Origin of the sequence: Amycolatopsis albispora (genome assembly GCF_003312875.1) — a bacterium.
GTDB lineage: Bacteria > Actinomycetota > Actinomycetes > Mycobacteriales > Pseudonocardiaceae > Amycolatopsis > Amycolatopsis albispora.
In genome coordinates this window covers 3,873,822-3,891,539 of record NZ_CP015163.1, presented here as the reverse complement: position 1 = coordinate 3,891,539, position 17,718 = coordinate 3,873,822, and the positions used below count along the sequence as shown (strand labels likewise).

General features: G+C 71.1%; 19 protein-coding genes. 6 read left to right on the top strand and 13 right to left on the bottom strand.

Annotation, left to right across the window (positions count from 1 at the left end; genetic code table 11):
* Positions 1-68: 68 nt before the first annotated feature.
* Positions 69-2,012 carry an acyl-CoA dehydrogenase family protein gene (locus A4R43_RS18075; protein ID WP_113693409.1) on the top strand — a complete coding sequence of 648 codons (1,944 nt, stop codon included), beginning with the start codon at positions 69-71 and terminating at the stop codon, positions 2,010-2,012.
* Here the strand turns inward: A4R43_RS18075 and A4R43_RS18070 are convergent.
* Positions 1,997-3,520 carry an alpha/beta hydrolase gene (locus A4R43_RS18070; protein ID WP_113693408.1) on the bottom strand — a complete coding sequence of 508 codons (1,524 nt, stop codon included), beginning with the start codon at positions 3,518-3,520 and terminating at the stop codon, positions 1,997-1,999. The genes A4R43_RS18075 and A4R43_RS18070 overlap by 16 nt on opposite strands.
* A gap of 171 nt (positions 3,521-3,691) precedes the next feature.
* Here A4R43_RS18070 and A4R43_RS18065 point away from each other — a divergent pair, with 171 nt between their 5' ends.
* Positions 3,692-4,015, top strand: a complete 324-nt coding sequence (locus tag A4R43_RS18065) for a hypothetical protein (RefSeq protein WP_113693407.1) — start codon at positions 3,692-3,694, stop codon at positions 4,013-4,015.
* Between the two features lie 70 nt (positions 4,016-4,085).
* Here A4R43_RS18065 and A4R43_RS18060 read toward each other — a convergent pair whose 3' ends face one another.
* The 4 genes from A4R43_RS18060 to A4R43_RS18045 all read right to left on the bottom strand — a co-directional run bounded on the left by A4R43_RS18060 (position 4,086) and on the right by A4R43_RS18045 (position 7,358).
* Positions 4,086-4,760 (bottom strand): DedA family protein, encoded by a 675-nt coding sequence (locus A4R43_RS18060; RefSeq protein ID WP_113693406.1) that lies wholly within the window; start codon positions 4,758-4,760, stop codon positions 4,086-4,088.
* A gap of 123 nt (positions 4,761-4,883) precedes the next feature.
* Positions 4,884-5,885 (bottom strand): lipoyl synthase, encoded by a 1,002-nt coding sequence (lipA, locus tag A4R43_RS18055; protein WP_113693405.1) that lies wholly within the window; start codon positions 5,883-5,885, stop codon positions 4,884-4,886.
* A gap of 36 nt (positions 5,886-5,921) precedes the next feature.
* On the bottom strand, positions 5,922-6,872 hold the full coding sequence (locus A4R43_RS18050; protein WP_113693404.1) for an oxidoreductase: 951 nt from the start codon (positions 6,870-6,872) through the stop codon (positions 5,922-5,924).
* 9 nt (positions 6,873-6,881) lie between these two features.
* Positions 6,882-7,358 carry a hypothetical protein gene (locus tag A4R43_RS18045; protein ID WP_113693403.1) on the bottom strand — a complete coding sequence of 159 codons (477 nt, stop codon included), beginning with the start codon at positions 7,356-7,358 and terminating at the stop codon, positions 6,882-6,884.
* Between the two features lie 144 nt (positions 7,359-7,502).
* Between A4R43_RS18045 and A4R43_RS18040 the strand changes: the two genes are divergently transcribed.
* Positions 7,503-8,105, top strand: coding sequence for a TetR/AcrR family transcriptional regulator (locus A4R43_RS18040; protein WP_113693402.1), 603 nt, complete (start codon positions 7,503-7,505; stop codon positions 8,103-8,105).
* 11 nt (positions 8,106-8,116) lie between these two features.
* Complete coding sequence (locus A4R43_RS18035; protein WP_113693401.1) at positions 8,117-9,052, top strand: LLM class F420-dependent oxidoreductase; 936 nt, start codon at positions 8,117-8,119, stop codon at positions 9,050-9,052.
* Here A4R43_RS18035 and lipB read toward each other — a convergent pair whose 3' ends face one another.
* Genes lipB through A4R43_RS18005 form a run of 6 tightly spaced genes read right to left on the bottom strand, consistent with a single transcriptional unit; the run spans position 9,053 to position 13,221 of the window.
* Positions 9,053-9,790, bottom strand: coding sequence for a lipoyl(octanoyl) transferase LipB (lipB, locus tag A4R43_RS18030; protein WP_113693400.1), 738 nt, complete (start codon positions 9,788-9,790; stop codon positions 9,053-9,055).
* 9 nt (positions 9,791-9,799) lie between these two features.
* Positions 9,800-10,453 (bottom strand): phosphatase PAP2 family protein, encoded by a 654-nt coding sequence (locus A4R43_RS18025; protein ID WP_113693399.1) that lies wholly within the window; start codon positions 10,451-10,453, stop codon positions 9,800-9,802.
* The gene (locus A4R43_RS18020; RefSeq protein ID WP_113693398.1) at positions 10,450-11,334 is read right to left on the bottom strand and encodes a TIGR01777 family oxidoreductase; all 885 of its coding nucleotides are present in this window, start codon (positions 11,332-11,334) and stop codon (positions 10,450-10,452) included. Before A4R43_RS18020 ends, A4R43_RS18025 begins: the two co-directional genes overlap by 4 nt.
* Positions 11,335-11,373: 39 nt before the next feature.
* Positions 11,374-11,844, bottom strand: coding sequence for an ArsR/SmtB family transcription factor (locus A4R43_RS18015; protein WP_113693397.1), 471 nt, complete (start codon positions 11,842-11,844; stop codon positions 11,374-11,376).
* Between the two features lie 16 nt (positions 11,845-11,860).
* Positions 11,861-12,928 carry a serine hydrolase gene (locus tag A4R43_RS18010; protein ID WP_113693396.1) on the bottom strand — a complete coding sequence of 356 codons (1,068 nt, stop codon included), beginning with the start codon at positions 12,926-12,928 and terminating at the stop codon, positions 11,861-11,863.
* A 53-nt stretch (positions 12,929-12,981) separates the two neighbouring features.
* Complete coding sequence (locus tag A4R43_RS18005) at positions 12,982-13,221, bottom strand: nuclear transport factor 2 family protein (RefSeq protein WP_335645167.1); 240 nt, start codon at positions 13,219-13,221, stop codon at positions 12,982-12,984.
* A 130-nt stretch (positions 13,222-13,351) separates the two neighbouring features.
* Between A4R43_RS18005 and A4R43_RS18000 the strand changes: the two genes are divergently transcribed.
* Positions 13,352-13,867, top strand: a complete 516-nt coding sequence (locus A4R43_RS18000; protein ID WP_236809101.1) for a TetR/AcrR family transcriptional regulator — start codon at positions 13,352-13,354, stop codon at positions 13,865-13,867.
* A gap of 55 nt (positions 13,868-13,922) precedes the next feature.
* Here the strand turns inward: A4R43_RS18000 and sucB are convergent, their stop codons facing one another.
* The gene (gene sucB, locus A4R43_RS17995; RefSeq protein WP_113693394.1) at positions 13,923-15,740 is read right to left on the bottom strand and encodes a 2-oxoglutarate dehydrogenase, E2 component, dihydrolipoamide succinyltransferase; all 1,818 of its coding nucleotides are present in this window, start codon (positions 15,738-15,740) and stop codon (positions 13,923-13,925) included.
* A gap of 60 nt (positions 15,741-15,800) precedes the next feature.
* Entirely contained in the window at positions 15,801-17,174 is a 1,374-nt protein-coding gene (gene lpdA / locus A4R43_RS17990) for a dihydrolipoyl dehydrogenase (RefSeq protein ID WP_113693393.1), read from the bottom strand.
* Positions 17,175-17,356: 182 nt separating this feature from the next.
* Here lpdA and A4R43_RS17985 point away from each other — a divergent pair, with 182 nt between their 5' ends.
* The gene (locus A4R43_RS17985; RefSeq protein ID WP_113693392.1) at positions 17,357-17,713 is read left to right on the top strand and encodes an oxidoreductase; all 357 of its coding nucleotides are present in this window, start codon (positions 17,357-17,359) and stop codon (positions 17,711-17,713) included.
* Positions 17,714-17,718 lie beyond the last annotated feature (5 nt).

Below are 17,718 nucleotides of genomic sequence, written 5' to 3'. Positions count from 1 at the left end.
GTAACACTGGTCACAGTTTCCGGAAGTGACTTGACGGGACTCGTCGATTCGAGGAAGGGGAGGCTGTCGTGGCCGACCAGCCCAAGGTGACGGAGAAGGAAGCCCGTGCGGTGGCCGAGGAGGCGAGGGAGAGCGGCTGGCAGAAGCCCTCCTTCGCCAAGGAGCTGTTCCTCGGCCGGTTCCGGCTCGACCTGGTGCACCCGCACCCACGGCCGTCCGCCGAGGACGAGGCGAAGGCGGAGCGGTTCCTCACGCAGCTCCGCGCCTACTGCGAGACCCTCGACGGCACGGTCATCGAGCGCGAGTCCCGCATCCCGGACGAGTTCGTCAAGGGATTCGCCGAGCTGGGCTGCTTCGGCATCAAGATCCCCGAGGCCTACGGCGGGCTCGGGCTGACCCAGTACGCCTACAACCGCGCGCTGATGATGGCGGCTTCGGTGCACCCGACGATCGGCGCGCTGCTGTCCGCGCACCAGTCCATCGGTGTGCCCGAACCGCTCAAGCTGGCCGGCACCGAGGAGCAGAAGAAGCGGTTCCTGCCGCGATGCGCGAAGGGCGCGGTCACCGCGTTCCTGCTCACCGAGCCCGACGTCGGCTCGGACCCGGCGCGCCTGGCCACCGCCGCGGTGCCGGTCGACGGCGGCGAGGCCTACGAACTCGACGGCGTGAAGCTGTGGACCACCAACGGCGTGGTCGCCGAACTCGTGGTGGTGATGGCCCGCGTGCCCAAGAGCGAGGGGCACCGCGGCGGGGTCACCGCGTTCATCGTCGAGGCCGATTCGCCGGGGATCACCGTCGAGCACCGCAACGCGTTCATGGGCCTGCGTGGTATCGAGAACGGGGTGACCCGGTTCCACCAGGTGCGGGTGCCGAAGGAGAACGTGGTCGGCCGCGAGGGCGACGGGCTCAAGATCGCGCTGACCACGCTGAACACCGGGCGCCTGTCCATTCCGGCGATGTGCGCCGGGGCGGCGAAGTGGTGCCTGAAGATCGCGCGGGAGTGGTCCGGCGAGCGGGTCCAGTGGGGCAAGCCGGTCGGCGAGCACGCCGCGGTGGCGAACAAGATCTCCTACATCGCGGCCACGTCGTACGCGCTGGAGGCCGTGCTCGACCTGTCCGGGCACATGAGCGACGAGGGCCGCAACGACATCCGGATCGAGGCGGCGCTGGCGAAGCTGTGGGCCAGCGAGGTGTCCTGCCTGATCGCCGACGAGCTGATGCAGATCCGCGGTGGCCGCGGCTACGAGACGGCCGAATCGCTGGCCGCGCGCGGGGAACGCGCGGTGCCGGTCGAGCAGCTGGTGCGCGACCTGCGGATCAACCGGATCTTCGAGGGCTCCTCGGAGATCATGCGGTTGCTGATCGCGCGCGAGGCGGTCGACTCGCACCTCACCGCGGCGGGTGATCTCGCCGATCCCGAAGCCGACGTCAAGGCCAAGGCGAAGGCCGCCGCGAAGGCCAGCGGGTTCTACGCGAAGTGGCTGCCGAAGCTGGTCGCGGGCAAGGGGCAGGTGCCGACCTCGTACCCCGAGTTCGGCGCGCTGGCCGGGCACCTGCGCTACGTCGAGCGGACCGCCAGGAAGCTGGCGCGGTCCACGTTCTACGGCATGGCGCGCTGGCAGGCCGGGCTGGAGAAGCGGCAGGGCTTCCTCGGGCGGATCGTGGACATCGGCGCCGAGCTCTTTGCCATGTCGGCGGCCTGCGTGCGCGCGGAGATGCAGCGCGAGGTCAACCGTGAAGAGGGCGAGGCGGCCTACGAACTCGCCGACGCCTTCTGCCGCCAGTCCAGGCTGCGGGTCGAAGCGCTGTTCGACGCCCTGTGGGACAACACCGACGACATCGACCACAAGATCGCGCGCAGCACGCTCAAGGGCCGGTACACCTGGCTCGAAGAGGGCGTGCTCGACCCGAGCGAGGGCACCGGCCCCTGGATCACCGACTGGAAGGCGGGCGCGTCGAGCCGCGAGAACGTGGCTCGCCGCTACCTGCCGTCCACTCAGAACGGGAACTGACCGGCCCGGAGGTCGCGGACCAGCTCGTCGCGCTGCGGACCGGTCGCCACCCTGGCGTCCGGGACCGCGGTCTCCGGGCCGCAGAAGACGTCCTGCTCGGGCAGCGTGCCGTGCACCAGGAAGGCGGTGGCGGCGTTCGACCCGCAGGCGTTCTGCGTGGTCAGGTAGGTGCCGTGGCCGCCCTGGTCGGCCAGCACCAGGCGGGCGCGGTCGCCGAGCGACTTGCGCATGGCCAGCGCGCCGGGCAGCGGGGTGGCCGGGTCACGCAGGTTCTGCAGGAGCAGGACGGTCGGCTGGCCGCGGTCGGTCACCTCGACCGGCGGCTCCGGCTGGTGCGGCCAGAAGGCACACGGCCAGACGTTGGACGGCATGCCCGCGGTGATCGGGTACAGCTTGCGGTCGCGGTCGACCTCGCGCTGGTACACCTTCGGCTCACGCGGCCAGCCGGCCTCGTTGCAGGCGATCGACCACAGCGTCGCGGGGAAGGACTGCGTCTCGTCGGGCAGTTGCCGGGCTTCGGCGGCCTGCACGGCGTCGCCGAGCTTGGCGGCCTGCCACAGCTTCGCCAGTGATGGGAAGCTCTCGTCGCCGTACAGCGCGCCACGGGTCTCTTCGCGGAAGTTGTTGCCGGACAAGGGTTTTGTGCTGGTGTTCAGTGGCGTCGCGTCGAGCTTGGCGGCCAGGGTGAAGTAGGTTTCGCGGACGGCTTCCGGGGTTTCGCCGAGTTCGTAGGTGCCGTGCCGGGCGGCGGTCCAGGCGGCGAAGTCCTCGAAGCGTTCCTCGTTGGCCAGTCCCCAGAGCTGCCAGACGCGGCGCCAGACGTCGGTCGGGTCGACCACGGCGTCGAGCACCACGCGGTCGCTGCGGTCCGGGAAGAGCGTGGTGTAGACGGCGCCGAGGTAGGAGCCGTAGCTGCCGCCGAAGTAGGAGATCTTCTCCTCACCGAGCGCGGCGCGGATGCGGTCCATGTCGCGGGCGGTGTTGGCGGTGGTGACGTGGGGGATTTCGGTGCTCGTCGCGCACTGCTTCGCCACCTGCTCGGCGTACGCGAGGTTCTCGGTGATCGAGCCGTCGGGCGCGGGGTAGGGCATGAGCTTGGTGACGTTCAGCTGCTCGGGCGTGAGTTCGCAGGAGACCGGGGTGCTGGCGCCGGTGCCGCGGGGGTCGAAGCCGATGAGGTCGTACTGGTCGGTCACCCCGCGCGGCGCGAGGCCGCCGACGGCCTGCGGCATGAGCCGCCCGGCCGACCCGGGACCGCCGGGATTGAGCAACAGCACCCCGCGGCGGTTCGCGCCGGTGGCCTTGAGGCGGGAGAGCGCGATCTTGACCTGCGGGCCGTCGGGCACGTCGTAGTCCTGGGGCACGGAGATCTCGGCGCATTCGAGCTTGCCGCCGAACTCCTCGGGACAGGGCGCCCAGGCCGGGCCCTCCTGAGCGGTGGCGGGCATACCCGCCGCGGCGATGGTGGCGAGTGCCAGTACCGCCAGCCCTGTCCTGATTCCGCGCATGCTGCCTCCAGACGGCCTCGGTTGCTGGGGACCACCCAACTACCGCCGTTGCGGCGACGCATCCCTCCGCCGCGGAGCCCACCCGTTCGAGTCCCACACTCAGCCACCCGAGTTGCCTGGCCCAGCACGGAAAGCGGGGCCCGGGTCGCCCGGGGGTGTGAGGATGGGGGCATGGCGACCTGGTTCCGCACGTACCACGCGGCCGAGGATCTGTGGCTGTATTTCGAGACCGATGACGAGGGCTGGGCGACGCGTCAGGTCGAGGTCCGGGGGAAGGACTCACGGCCGGTGACAGCTGCTTCGCTGGACGAGGTGCTGCATCTGCGTGATCACGCCGACCTCCCGGCGATGGGCCGCTACGAACGGCAGTACGGCGTACTGGCCGAGGCGCCGCTCGACGGCTGGCGGGACCAGCCGCGGGCAGCCGAGATCTCCGCGGCCGAGTTCGAGCACCGGTGGATCGAGGCCAGGCGAATTCTCGGTGCTTCGGGCTGAGCTCCCGACTCCGCAACGGAAAACGAAGCGCCCCCGAGTGCGGGACTCGGGGGCGCGCCGGGCTGGGCGGTCAGGGCTGGGCCGGCTCGGTTTCCACGGTGGTGGTGGCCTTGGCGGCCTCCGCGGCTTCCTTCGCCTTGGCGCGCTTCCGCTTCACCAGGACAAAGGCGACGAAGGCTGCGGCGATCAAGCCCAGCACCACCCAGCTGCCCTTGCCGACGGCCGACTCCAGCTGCTCGGCGGCTTCACCGGCCGCCGCGCCGATGCCGATGTGCAGGGCGCACCAGGCCGTCGCGCCGACCACCACCGGTGGCAGGAACTTCCGGAACGGCAGGCCAGAAGCGCCCGCCGCGGCCGGGACCAGGGTGCGCATCACCGGCAGGAAGATCGCGATCAGCACCGCCCAGGAACCCTTGCGGCGCAGGAAGTCACACGCCTTGTCCCACCCGTCGGCACCGTACTTCTTGACCAGCTTCGTCTGCCGCAGCCTGGGCCCGAACTTCTTGCCGATCAGGTACCCGACCGAGTCACCGCCGATCGCGCAGACCGTGGTGACCAGCCACATCAGCAGGAACTTCGGCGTGTTGTCCACGGTGGTGCCGAGAATGAACAACCCGGACTCGCCGGGCGCGATGAAGCCGAGGCCGAGGGTGGTCTCCCCGAAGACCAGCAGGCCGGCCCCGGCGGTCACGCCGGCGGGTGGCAGCGCGCGCAGCCACTCGAGAATGTCGGTCACCAGTGCCACGTGAAAGTCCCCTCGAAGTCGTGTTCCGGGCGAAGCGGGTTCAGGCTAACGCCGACCCTAGCCATCGGTCGTCAACCTTTGGTCAGGGGATTTCACCCACTTTGGTGGGACGCGCGACTCCTACTATCGGTTCAGCAAGCTGGCGGCTTCCTGCGCGGCGGGGCCCTGCGCGGCCAGGTGAGCGAGGTTTTCCGGCAGTTCCTCGCCGCGGTGGGCCTTGGTCTGTGCGTACAGGCGCCCGGCCCGATAAGAGGACCGGACCAGGGGACCGGCCATCACTCCGGCGAAGCCCATGGCCTCGGCGGCCTGCGAGTGTTCGACGAACTCTTCCGGCTTGACCCACCGATCCACCGGGTGATGCCGCGGCGAGGGCCGCAGATACTGGGTGATCGTCAGGATCTCGCAGCCCGCGTCGACCAGGTCCCGCATCGCCGGGGCCACCTCGTCAGGGGTTTCCCCCATGCCGAGGATCAGGTTCGACTTGGTCACCAGACCGGCTTCCCGGGCGGCGGTGATCACCTCCAGCGACCGCGCGTACCGGAAACCCGGGCGGATGCGCTTGAAGATCCGCGGCACCGTCTCCACGTTGTGCGCCAGCACCTCCGGCCGCGACCCGAACACCTCGGCCAGCTGACCGGGGTCGGCGTTGAAATCCGGGATCAGCAACTCCACCCCGGTCCCCGGGTTCAGCGCATGAATCTGCCGCACGGTCTCCGCGTACAGCCACGCGCCACCATCGGGCAGGTCGTCGCGGGCGACACCGGTCACCGTGGAGTAGCGCAGGCCCATCGCCTGCACCGACTCGGCCACCTTCCGCGGCTCGGACCGGTCCAGCTCGGCCGGGCGGCCGGTGTCGATCTGGCAGAAATCACACCGCCGCGTGCACTGGTCCCCGCCGATCAGGAACGTGGCCTCCCGGTCCTCCCAGCACTCGTAGATGTTGGGACAACCCGCCTCTTCACACACGGTGTGCAGACCCTCCCGGCGCACCAAGCCCTTCAGCTCGGTGAACTCCGGACCCATCCGCGCCCGCGTCTTGATCCACGACGGCTTCTTCTCGATCGGCGTCTGACTGTTGCGGACCTCCAGCCGCAACAGCTTCCGACCCTCCGGGGCAGCACTCACGCGGTCCAGCGTACGCCCGGACCAGCGGGCAGCCGATCAAGCCGGGTCGGGGGTGACCCCGGTCATCTCCGCGGTGAGCTGCCACAGCCCGGCGCCGAGCGGCTCGTCGCGCGCGGGGCCGAGCGGGCGCACCCTGGCCGGGAATCCCCGCGTGCCGCCGAAGCCGTCCGGGCCGTAGTACGCACCGCCTTCGACCTCGGGCGCGGTGGCCGCGTACAGCTGCGGCAGCGTGCCCATCCGGGTGTTCTGCGCGAGCAGCCGCTCGCTGAGCCCGGCCCCGGCACCGACGACCGCCCGCAGCACCGCGTTGCGCTGGGCGTTCGCCATGCCCGACGACAGCCCGGAACGGGTGTACCCCGGGTGCGCGGCGACGCTGAGCACCGGCTCTCCCGCCGCGCGCAGCCGCCGGTCCAGCTCCAGTGCGAACACCTGGTTCGCCAGCTTCGACTGCCCGTACGCCGTCCACGGGAAGTAGCGGCGCGTCTCGTAGTTCGGGTCGTCCAGGTCGATGCGGCCGCCGGTCGCGGCCACGCTCGACAGCGTGACCACCCGCGCGACGCCGTCGGACCCGCGCAGCGCGGGCATCAGCAGCCAGGTCAGCGCGGCGTGCCCGAGGTGGTTCGTGCCGAACTGGGTCTCGAAACCGTCGACGGTGTGACCCTTCGGTGGCGCCATCAACCCGGCGTTGTTCAGCAGGACGTCGAGCGAGTCACCGGTGGCCTTGCGGATCTCCCCGGCGGCTTCGCGCACCGACGCCAGCGAAGCCAGGTCCAGCCGGACCAGTTCCGGCGCCGGGCCGGTGGCGACCTCGGCCACCTCGCCGAGCGCGCGCTGCCCCCGTTCCGGCGACCGGCAGGCGAGCAGCACCCGCGCGCCCTTCTCCGCGAGCACCACGGCGCTGCGCAGGCCGAGCCCGGAGTTGGCGCCGGTGATCACCACCGTGCGGCCGTCCTGGGCCGGGATGTCGGCTTCGGTCCACTTGCTCATGGCCCGAGATTAGGCGCTCGGCATGAGCAGGCGCCGCACGGGACAGTTCGCGCGGGCCTTCTCCGGCACGCCGAGCAGCAGGCTTTCCAGTGCCAGCCCGACCTTGGTCACCTGTTCGGCGGAGTCGTCCGACTCGGCCAGCCCGGCTGCCCTGGCGAGCATCCGCAGCTCGGCCTCGCGCACCGGGGCCGCCTCCGGGAACCGGCCGAGGTGGGCGTCGAGCACCGCGCGCAAGGTCGGCTGCGCGGCCGCGGCGGCGCGCCAGGCGCGGGTGACCGCGTCCAGTTGGTCACCGTCGGTCTCGCACAGCTGGACGCGGAGGTGGCCACCGAGGATCAGCGACCACTTGTACTGCAGCGCGAGGATCAGCTCGCGGTCGGAGTCGAAGACGCCGGTGCGCGGCAGCGGTCCGGCCGGGTCGCGTTTCACGTGCCGCAACACGGCTTCGATGGCGTCGCGGCGGCGGTAGTAGTCCTGCCAGCTCATGGTTGGAGCCCCCTTGCCGTGAGCGGGGCCATACCGCGGGTTTGCGGCATACTCCCGGTACGGTCCTGACTGCCGGTACCGTACCACGAGTATGTTCCGTCGAATATGACGTAAGGTTGTGGCCGTGCTGACAAAGTGGTCGAAATGAGGTCCCGGCGGCTCGACTACTCGGAGTCGACCCGATCGGCACTGGTCACCAGCGCGGTGGAGTTGTTCACCAGCGGCGGTTACGCCGGCACCTCCCTCGACGAGGTTGCCCGCCGGGCGCGCGTCACAAAAGGTGCGCTGTACCACCATTTCAGTGGCAAGCAGGCCTTGTTCGAGGCCGCGTTCGACGCGGTGGAAAACGAGGTCATCGACCGCCTGCGCCAGGCCCGCAGCGGCCCCGAACCGGCGTGGGACCGGGCCATCGCCTGCCTGCGCACCTTTCTCCAGTGCTGCCTCGAACCGGCCTACCAGCGGGTGGTGGTGCACGAGGCGCCGGTGGTGATGGGCTGGGAGCGCTGGCGCCAGGCCGAGGAGCACTTCAGCTTCGGCCTGCTCCGCGACTGCATCGAGGAACTCGTCGCCGCCGGTGAACTGGAAGAGGTCCCGGTGGACACCACCTCGCGGCTGCTGTTCGGCGCACTGTCCTCAGCCGCGACGGTGATCGCCGGGTCGGCGGACCCCCAGCAGGTCAGCGCCGAGGTCGAAGCCGTGGTGATCACCTTGCTGAGCCGGATCCGGGTGGCACCCGAGCACGCGTAGATTCGGTACCCGTGGAACTACGGATCTTCACCGAGCCCCAGCAAGGGGCCAGCTACGACGACCAGCTGCGCGTCGCGAAAGCCGCCGAGGACCTCGGCTACGACGCGTTCTTCCGCTCCGACCACTTCCTGAAGATGGGCTCGGCCAGCGGCCTGCCCGGGCCCACCGACGCGTGGGTCACCCTCGGCGGGCTCGCCCGCGAGACCCAGCGCATCCGGCTCGGCACGCTGGTCACCGCCGCCACCTTCCGGCACCCGTCGGTGCTGGCGATCTCGGTGGCGCAGGTGGACCAGATGTCCGGCGGCCGGGTCGAATTCGGCCTGGGCTCCGGCTGGTACGACGCCGAGCACACCGCGTACGGCATCCCGATGCCGGAGATCAAGGAACGCTTCGACATCTACAGCGAGCAGCTCGCCGTGCTCACCGGATTGTGGGAAACCCCGGAGGGGGAGACCTTCACCTTCAGCGGGGAGCACTACCAGCTCGCCGAGGCGCCCGCGCTGCCCAAGCCTGCCCAGCGGCCGCGGCCGCCGGTGATCATCGGCGGGGCGGGCAAGAAGCGCACCCCGGCGCTCGCCGCGCGCTACGCCGACGAGTTCAACCTGCCGTTCACCGACGCCGACACCGCGCTCGCGCAGTTCCGGCGGGTCGAGGCGGCCGCGGCCGAACTGGGCCGCGACCCCAAGGAGATCGTGCGCTCGGTGGCGCAGGTGGTGGCCATCGGCCGCGACGAGGCCGAGTTCACCAGGCGGGCCGCGGCGATCGGCCGGGAGCCGGCCGAGGTCCGGCAGAACGGCATCGCGGGCACCACCGCCGAAGCCGTGGACAAGATCGGCACCTGGGTGGAGAAAACCGGGATCACCCGGCTCTACCTGCAGGTGCTCGACCTGTCCGACCTCGACCACCTCGAGCTGATCGCCGCCGAGGTGGCGCGCCAGCTCGGCTGATCAGGAGTTCTGCAGCACGAAGGTGACACCGTCGGCGCTGGGGGCGGCCGGACGCGGCAGCCAGCGGTCCTCGCGGACCGGGAGGTCGCCCTCCAGCGCCGCCAGCACCGCGTCGCGGGCCGAAGCCAGCGCCTCGGTGACGGTCACCTCGTGGCCCACCTCGAACGACAGCGAGGTGACCCCGGCGTCGCGGATGCCGCACGGCACGATCTTGTCGAACGCGGACAGGTCGGCGTTGCAGTTCAGCTCGAAGCCGTGCATGGTCACCCCGCGCTGCACGCGGATGCCGATCGCGGCGATCTTGCGCTCGGGCCCGCGGTCGTCGGCGGGGATCCACACCCCGCTGCGGCCCTCGACGCGCCCGGCGTGCACGCCGAAGCCCTCGCACACCGCGATCAGGCCCTCTTCGAGGCGCCGCACGTACTGCACCACGTCGATCGGGTCGGCCAGCTTCACGATCGGGTAGCCGACCAGCTGCCCCGGCCCGTGCCAGGTGATCTTCCCGCCGCGGTCGACGTCGATCACCGGGGTGCCGTCGACCGGCCGGTCACCCGGTTCGGTGCGCTTGCCGGCGGTGTACACGGACGGGTGCTCCAGGAGGAACAGCGTGTCCGGGCCCTCGCCGTCGGCGCGGGCCGTCGCGGTGGTGCGTTGCAGGTCCCACGCTTCGAGGTAGTCGATGGTGCCCAGGAGGCGGACGTCGACGGCTTCGCGGGTGGCACGGCAAGAGGAGGTCACCCCGCCACGCTACGCCGCCGGTGGCCGATCCGATAAGACGGGCAGCAGGCGCAATGCCACCGCTGAGACCAGTCCCACACCGCCGACGGCGAGCACCGCGCCGAGCGTGTCGGTGAACCAGTGCACCGAGAGCACCACGCGGCAGGCCGCGGCCACCACGGTCGCGGCCAGCGCCCAGACGGTCATCCGGCGCAGCAGCTGCGGTGCCAGCCAGGCACACAGCAGCACGGCGGCGAAACCGGTGCTGGCGACGGAAACCACGTGCCCGCTCGGATAGCTCAGATCGGGGTACTCGCGTGGCCGGTCGCGCTCGAACAGCGGCTTGAACACGAAGCTGGTCAACCGGCAGAGCACCAGCACCACCGCGATCCGCACCAGCACGCTGCCGGTGGCCCGGTCGCCGCGGCGGTAGTTCAGCACGGCGGCGAACACCAGGCCGAGCCCGAGCGCCACCGGCAGCACCGGGCCGAACACGTTGGTCAGCACCCCGGCGACCAGGCCGGGCGCGTCCAGCCATTCGCCGTGCAGCGCCCACAGCAGCGCCAGGTCCAGGCCCCACGGCCGGTCGCGGACGGCCAGCCCCAGCACGGTGAAGGCGAGGAACAGCAGCCCGCCGAACAGGCCCCATCTGACGCGGAGCGCCCGCTTCAACCCGGCTGTCATCGCGCGACGGCGGCGGCGAGCGCGTCACCGACCGTTTTGTGCTTGAACTCGAACCCGGCGTCCTCCAGCGCCCGCGGCACGGCCCGCTGGCTCGCCAACGCCATTTCCTCGGCGGCCTCGCCGAGCGCCAGTTTCATCGCGGGCGCGGGCACCCACCACGGCGCCGGGCGGTTGAGCACCCGCCCGAACTCGCGGGTGAATTCGGCGTTGGTCACCGGCAGCGGCCCGCACACGTTCACCGGGCCGGAAAGGTTTTCGTCGGTCAGCGCGAACATCAGCGCGGAAATGTGGTCCTCCTCGGCGATCCACGGCATGTACTGCGTGCCGTCGCCGAGTTTTCCGCCCAGTGCCAAGGAGAACAGCGGCTTGAGCGGGCCGAGCAGACCGCCGTCGCCGGAGAGCACCAGACCGGTGCGCAGCCGCACCACGCGTGCGTCGCCCGCCGCTTCCGTGGCGTTTTCCCAAGCGGCGCAAAGGTTCGCGAGGAAACCCGTGCCGTTGGGGGCCGATTCCTCCAGCATGGCCGAGCCCGCGTCGCCGTAGTAACCGACGGCGGAAGCGTTGAGCAGCACCGGAATCCCGTGCTCGGCGACCGCTTCGGCGAGCACCTCGGTCGGCTCGATGCGACTGTCCAGGATGACCTGCTTGCGCGCGGCGCTCCAGCGGGCGGGCAGCAGGGGCGCGCCGCACAGGTTCACCACCGCGTCCGTGCCGTCGAAGGCGCCGTCCCCGACGCGGCCGGCGGGCGGGTCCCAGCTGTACTCGCCGGGCCTGCGGGTCTCGCGGCGGACGAGCCGGACCACCTCGTGGCCGTCGGCGCGCAGCCGCGCGGTCAGTGCGTTGCCGATCAGGCCACTGGAGCCGGCGATGAGAACTCGCATGGTTTCGATCCTGCCACCACTCAGCGGAACCGGCCCGGGCTAGCGCAGCTGGCCCGCGATGTCGGCGGCCGCGGCGAGCAGGACCAGCGCCGGGATCGCCGCGCGGGCGCGGAGGCGGTAGCTGCCGCGCTTGTCCTGCTCGACGATGCCGGCGCCGGTCAGTGCCTTGAGGTGGTGGTAGAACTGCCCGGCCGAACCCAGTTCGGCGGCTTCCTGCAGGGCCGCGCCCGGTTGGGAGCCGTGCTCGGCGAGACGTCGCACGATCGCCACGCGTGCCGGGTGCGCGAGCGCCGAGAGCACCTCGATGCGCGGCGGGTCGTCCAGCGCCAGCACCCGCGAAGACGGGAGCGTGACCTGCCACTCCAGCTCGCCGGGACGGGTCAGCTGCCCGGCGTAGGTGATCACGCCGTCGTCGTCCGGTGGCTCCGGCTCGGTCACCTGCTCCCGGTTCTCCAGCGCGGCGACCCGCCGTTCCAGCTCCGCGACCCGATCGCTCAGCTCGGTGCTCATGGCACCAGCATGCCCCTCACGCGCCGAGCGCTCGCGCCAGCCCGTCGAAGCCGGACGGCGTGCTCAACGCGTCCAGGCCGACCGTGAGGAAACCCTCGTAGGCCGCCTGCTGCTCGTCGCTGATCCCGGTCAGCAGCAGGGCGAGCGAGCCGATCCGGCCGTCCGGCCAGCGCACGGTCAGGCCCATGGTGACCGTTTTCGGCAGGCTGCCGCCCTTGAAGCCGACGGCCACCGCGCCCGGCGGCACCCGCGAAGCCAGCGGGCGCTCCAGGTGGTCGCGCGCGAGTCCGCCGGTGGTGGCCACGTGCCGGTGCAGCGCGGCCAGCTTGGCGGCGGTGCCCCGGCCGTGGCCGCGGGTCCACGGCCACTGCTCGTCGCTGGTGGCGGGCATGGCCGGGATGCGCTCCGCGGTGTGGCGGCGGAACTGCTCGCTGCGGATGAACTTGGTGGCCAGCACGTCCCCGACCGCCCGGCGCGCGGCCGGGGTCCGGCCCGCCAGTTCCGGCATGATCAGCTGGAGCACTTCACCCTGCAGCGACCGGACGTCCGGCCGCCACCAGCCACCGCTCGCGGCCGCCTCGTGCAGTGCGCGGTGCCCGAGGCGGTGACGCAGGTAGTCCGGCGCGGCGTTGTCGCTGAACAGGATCATCGCGCCGGCGAGCTGGTTCAGCGTGACCAGCCGCTCGGGGTCGTGCGCGATGCCGAACTGGTCGCACGGGATGCCCAGCGCGGTCAGCGCCTGGCGGTGCGCGCCGCCGTCGCTGACCCACGGGTGCCGGATGTCCCAGTCGCCGACGCGGATCTGCTCGGCGGGGTCCAGCCTGCCCTCGGCGACGGCCTTGGCGTACGCGGTCAGGTGCACGATCTTGATCGCCGAGGCCAGGACCATCGGCTCGGCCGCGCGGTGGGCGAGCGTGCGACCGGCGCCGTCGTCGACCATCGCGCCCACGTTGCCGCGGTTCGCGGCCATCCAGTCGAGCCAGGCCTTCGCCGGGGACTCGGCGGCTCGCGCCCGCGGCGGCGGGAGCAAGGCCACCGAGCCGGCGGCGGCCACCGACACCAGCAGCTTGCGGCGGTTGAGCATGACACCCTCCTCTAGAATTCCGTAATTCTAGAATATTGGAGGACGTCCACCTGTCAACCGGCTTCGCGGACGGTGCGGGTGAGCAGGTTCGCCCGGCGCATCCGGCCGTGGGGGGTGAACTGCCCGAAGAAGCAGACCTCGATGGCGAGGTCCTTGTTGCGGTTGCGGACGTGCAGGGTGTACCGGGCGGCGATGTGGTCGCCGTCCGCCAGCGCTTCGTGCACCTCGATGCGACTGGACGGCCGGTTCTTGCGGACCGGGCGGGTGTGCGCGATGAGCTTGTCGCGGTCGATGCGGTTCCCGTCGGCGAACTGGACGACGTCCGCGGTGTGGTAGCGGTCGACGATCAGCGCCGCGTCCTCGTTGCCGGCCAGCAGTCTTCGGTGGAGGTGATGAAGCCGGGCGCCGATCCTGGACGCGGCGGTGCGGGTGCTCGATGCCGAGCCCGACGCCGGTGTCGCGGCCGTCGCCGTGGCCGCGGGCGTGACCCGCCAGACGGTCTACGCCCATTTCCCCACGCGAGAACAGCTGCTCGCGGCGGTGCTCGACCACCTCACCGAGCAGGTCGTCGCCGCGATGGATGCCGCCGATCCCGGCACCGGCCCGGCGGCGGACGCGCTGGTCCGCCTGCTCGACGCCGCCCGCCGGGCCTCCGGGCGGTACCCGGCGCTGGTCCGGAAGCTCGGCTCGCTGCCGGTGGGCCAGGACGGCGACCACCGGCGTCACGCGCCGGTCGCCGACCGGCTGAAGGAGGTCATCGAACGCGGCCAGGGCACCGGCGAATTCGACGATCGCCTGTCCAGCGACTGGCTGGTCGCGGTCACCATCAGCCTCGCGCACACCGCGAGCGCGGAGACCGACGCGGGCCGCATGCCGGGGGAGCAGGCGGCCGAAGCGCTCCGCACCAGCCTGCTCCGGGTGCTCGGCGCCAGGCAGTGAAAAACAGAACGGGGCACCACCGCGCAGGTGGTGCCCCGTGCCGAGCCGGAAGGGCTTACAGGCCCAGCTCGTCCTCGAAGTTGCCTTCTTCGAGGCGCTGCTTGATCGTGGTGACGAACCGGCCCGCGTCCGCGCCGTCGATCAGGCGGTGGTCGTAGGTCAGCGGCAGGAACGCCATCGACCGCACGGCGATGGTGTCGTTGCCGTCGGCGTCGGTGATCACCACCGGCCGCTTCACCACCGCGCCGGTGCCGAGCATGCCCGACTGCGGCTGCACGATGATCGGCGTGTCGAACAGCGCGCCGTTGCTGCCGATGTTGGTCACCGTGAAGGTGCCCCCGGTCAGCTCGTCGGGCTTGATCTTGTTGGTCCGCGCGCGGGCCGCCAGGTCGGCGATCTTGTGCGCGAGCCCGGCCAGGTTCAGCTCGCCGGCGTCGTGGATGACCACCGACAGCAGGCCCTTTTCGGTGTCCACGGCGATGCCGAGGTGGACCGCACCGTGGTAGGTGATCTCCTTGGTCTCCTCGTTGTACGACGCGTTCACGTTCGGGTGCTGCTTGAGCGCCTCGACCGTGGCCTTGGCGAAGAACGGCAGGAAGGTGAGGTTGATGCCCTCGCGCTCCTTGAACGCCGCCTTCGCCCGCTGGCGCAGCCGGGCGATCTTGGTCACGTCGACCTCGTGGACCTGGGTCAGCTGCGCGGAGACCTGCAGCGATTCCTTGGTCTTCTGCGCGGTGATCTGCCGGATCCGGTTGGCCTTCTGCACGGTGCCGCGCAGGGCCGACTTGTCCTGACCACCACCGGCCGGGGCCGGAGCGGCCGGGGCCTGCGCCGGAGCGGACGGCGCGGCGGCGGGCGCCGGGGCGGCCGCCTGCTGCTTCTGCTTCTCCTCGACCGCGGCCAGCACGTCCTGCTTGCGGATGCGGCCACCGACGCCGCTGCCGGTCAGCGAGGCGAGGTCGATGCCGTTCTCCGAAGCCAGCTTGCGCACCAGCGGCGTGACGTACGGCGCGGAGCCGCCGCCGTTGCCCTCGGCCGCGGCCGGCGTCTGCGGCTTCGGCTGCTGGGGCGCCTGCTGCTGGGGCTGGGCCTGCTGCGGAGCCTGCTGCTGCGGGGCCTGCTGCTGGACCGGCTCGGTCTTCGGCTCGGGCTCGGGTTCCGGCTTCGGTTCCGGCTTGGGCTCGGGCTTGGCGGCCGGGGCCGACTGCTGCTGCGGCGCGGCACCCGCGTCCCCGACGACGGCCAGCTGGCCGCCGACCTCGACGGTCTCGTCTTCACCGACGCTGATCTCCAGCACGGTGCCCGCCACCGGCGACGGCACCTCGGTGTCCACCTTGTCGGTGGAGATCTCGAGCAGCGGCTCGTCCACCTCGACGGTGTCGCCGACCTGCTTGAGCCAGCGGGTGACGGTGCCTTCGGTGACGCTCTCGCCGAGTTCGGGCAAGGTCACCGGGGTGCCCTGCGCGGATCCGCCGCCCGACGCCTGCGGCTGGGCCGCGGGCTCCGGCTCGGAAGGCTGCGAAGACTCCGAAGACGCTGGAGCCTCGGAAGACGCCGGAGCCTCTTCGGCGGGGGCCTGCTGCTGCTCCTGGGCGGGAGCGGACTGCTCGGCGGGCGCGGATTCGCCGCCGCCGGAGCCGTCGTCGATCACCGCGAGTTCGCCGCCGACCTCGACGGTTTCGTCCTCGGCGGCCACGATGCGCTGCACGGTGCCCGCCACCGGGGACGGCACCTCGGTGTCCACCTTGTCGGTGGAGATCTCGAGCAACGGCTCGTCGACCTCGACCCGGTCACCCTCCTGCTTGAGCCACCGGGTGACGGTGCCCTCCGTGACGCTCTCCCCGAGCTCCGGCAATGTGACGGAGTAGGCCATTTTCTGCTGACTCCCTTGATGAAATGGTTCTGGTGCGGTCTGTGGGCTGGTACGCGGTCGTCAGCTGTGCACGTGCAGTGGCTTGCCTGCCAGGGCCAGGTGTGCTTCGCCGAGTGCCTCGGACTGGGTGGGGTGGGCGTGGATGAGCGGGGCGATGTCCTCCGGGAAGGCCTCCCAGTTGTAGATCAGCTGCGCTTCGCCGATCAGCTCGCCGACGCGGTCGCCGACCAGGTGCAGGCCGACCACCGGCCCGTCCGGCGCCTTGATCAGCTTCACCGCGCCGGAGGTCTTCAGGATCTGGCTCTTGCCGTTGCCGCCGAGGTCGTAGGTGAAGGTGACCACGTCAGCACCGTAGCGCTCCTTGGCCTGCGCTTCGGTGAGGCCGACCGAGGCGACCTCCGGGTGCGAGTAGGTCACCCGCGGGATGCCGGCCTCGTCCACCGGGCGCGGGTCGAGGCCGGCGATCTCCTCGGCCACGAAGATGCCCTGCTGGAAACCGCGGTGCGCGAGCTGCAGGCCCGGCACGATGTCGCCGACCGCGTAGACGTTCGGCAGGTTGGTGCGCAGGCGGTCGTCGGTGAGCACGAAGCCGCGCTCCATCGAGACCCCGGCCTCCTCGTAGCCGTGCCCGGCCGAGTTGGGCCCGCGGCCGACCGCGACCAGCAGCAGGTCGGCGTCGATGGTCTCGCCGGACTCCAGCGACACGCTCACGCCGTTGTCGTCCTGCTTGGCGCCGGTGAACTTGACCCCGGTCTTGAAGGCGATCTTGCGACGGCGGAAGGCGCGCTCGAGCTGCTTGGAGGCGAACTCGTCCTCGTTCGGGACCAGCCGCGGCAGCGCCTCGACGATGGTCACCTCGGTGCCGAAGGAGGCCCACACGCTGGCGAACTCCACCCCGATCACCCCGCCGCCGAGCACCACGGCCTTCTCCGGGATGTAGTCCAGCGACAGCGCCTGCTCGCTGGCGATGATCCGCCCGCCGAGCTCCAGGCCGGGCAGCGTCTTGGAGTACGAGCCGGTGGCCAGGATGACGTTCTTGCCGGTGTACCGGGTGCCATCGACCTCGACGCTGGTGCCGCCGACGAAGGTGCCGCTGCCCTCGACCAGGGTGACCTTGTGGGCCTTGGCCAGGCCCTGCAGGCCCTTGTACAGCCGCGAGATGATCGAGTCCTTGTACTTGTTCACCCCGGCGATGTCGACACCTTCGAGGGTGGCCTTCACGCCGAACTGCTCGCTTTCGCGGGCCGAGTCGGCGACCTCCGCCGCGTGCAGCAGGGCCTTGGTCGGGATGCACCCGCGGTGCAGGCACGTCCCACCCAGCTTGTCCTTCTCGATCAGGATGACGGAAAGGCCGAGCTCGGCCGCGCGGAAGGCCGCGGCGTACCCGCCCGATCCGCCACCGAGGATCACCAGGTCAGCGGAGGTGTCGGTCACGTTGAATACTCCTAGCAAGAGCTCGGCGATGATGCTCGTCCGCCCGCGCGCGAGTACTTCGCGCGCGCGGAACACACCTCATCTTGTCACCTCGTCCGGCACGCTTGCGACCTAGCCGGGTGTGTGCCGACGCACCCGCTGGAACAGGGCGATAATGGGCGTGTCAGCGGCTTCGAGAGAGGGTGGTCGGTGTGGGTCTGTTCGACTCGCTGCGCAGGCGGGGCAAGGGCGGCTCGAAGGGTGGTGGAAAACCGGGCACGCTGCGGAAATCCACTCCGGACGACACCCGCCACCTGGACGAGTGGGCAGCTCAGCGCACCGGCGTCGAGGCCTATGTGGAGCCGCGGACCACGGTCACCGAGACCACGGTGGTGCTGATCGCGCACGACGGCGAGTGGACCAGGCGCCGGATCGGCAGCCTGGAGGCCGCGCAGCAGTTCGGCAAGAAGCGCTCGATCCCGGTCTACGAGGTGTCGAAGGTCGGCTACCCGAAGCGCATGCGCGAGTACACCGAGCGCCAGAAGCGGCGGCCGTCCTAGAAAAC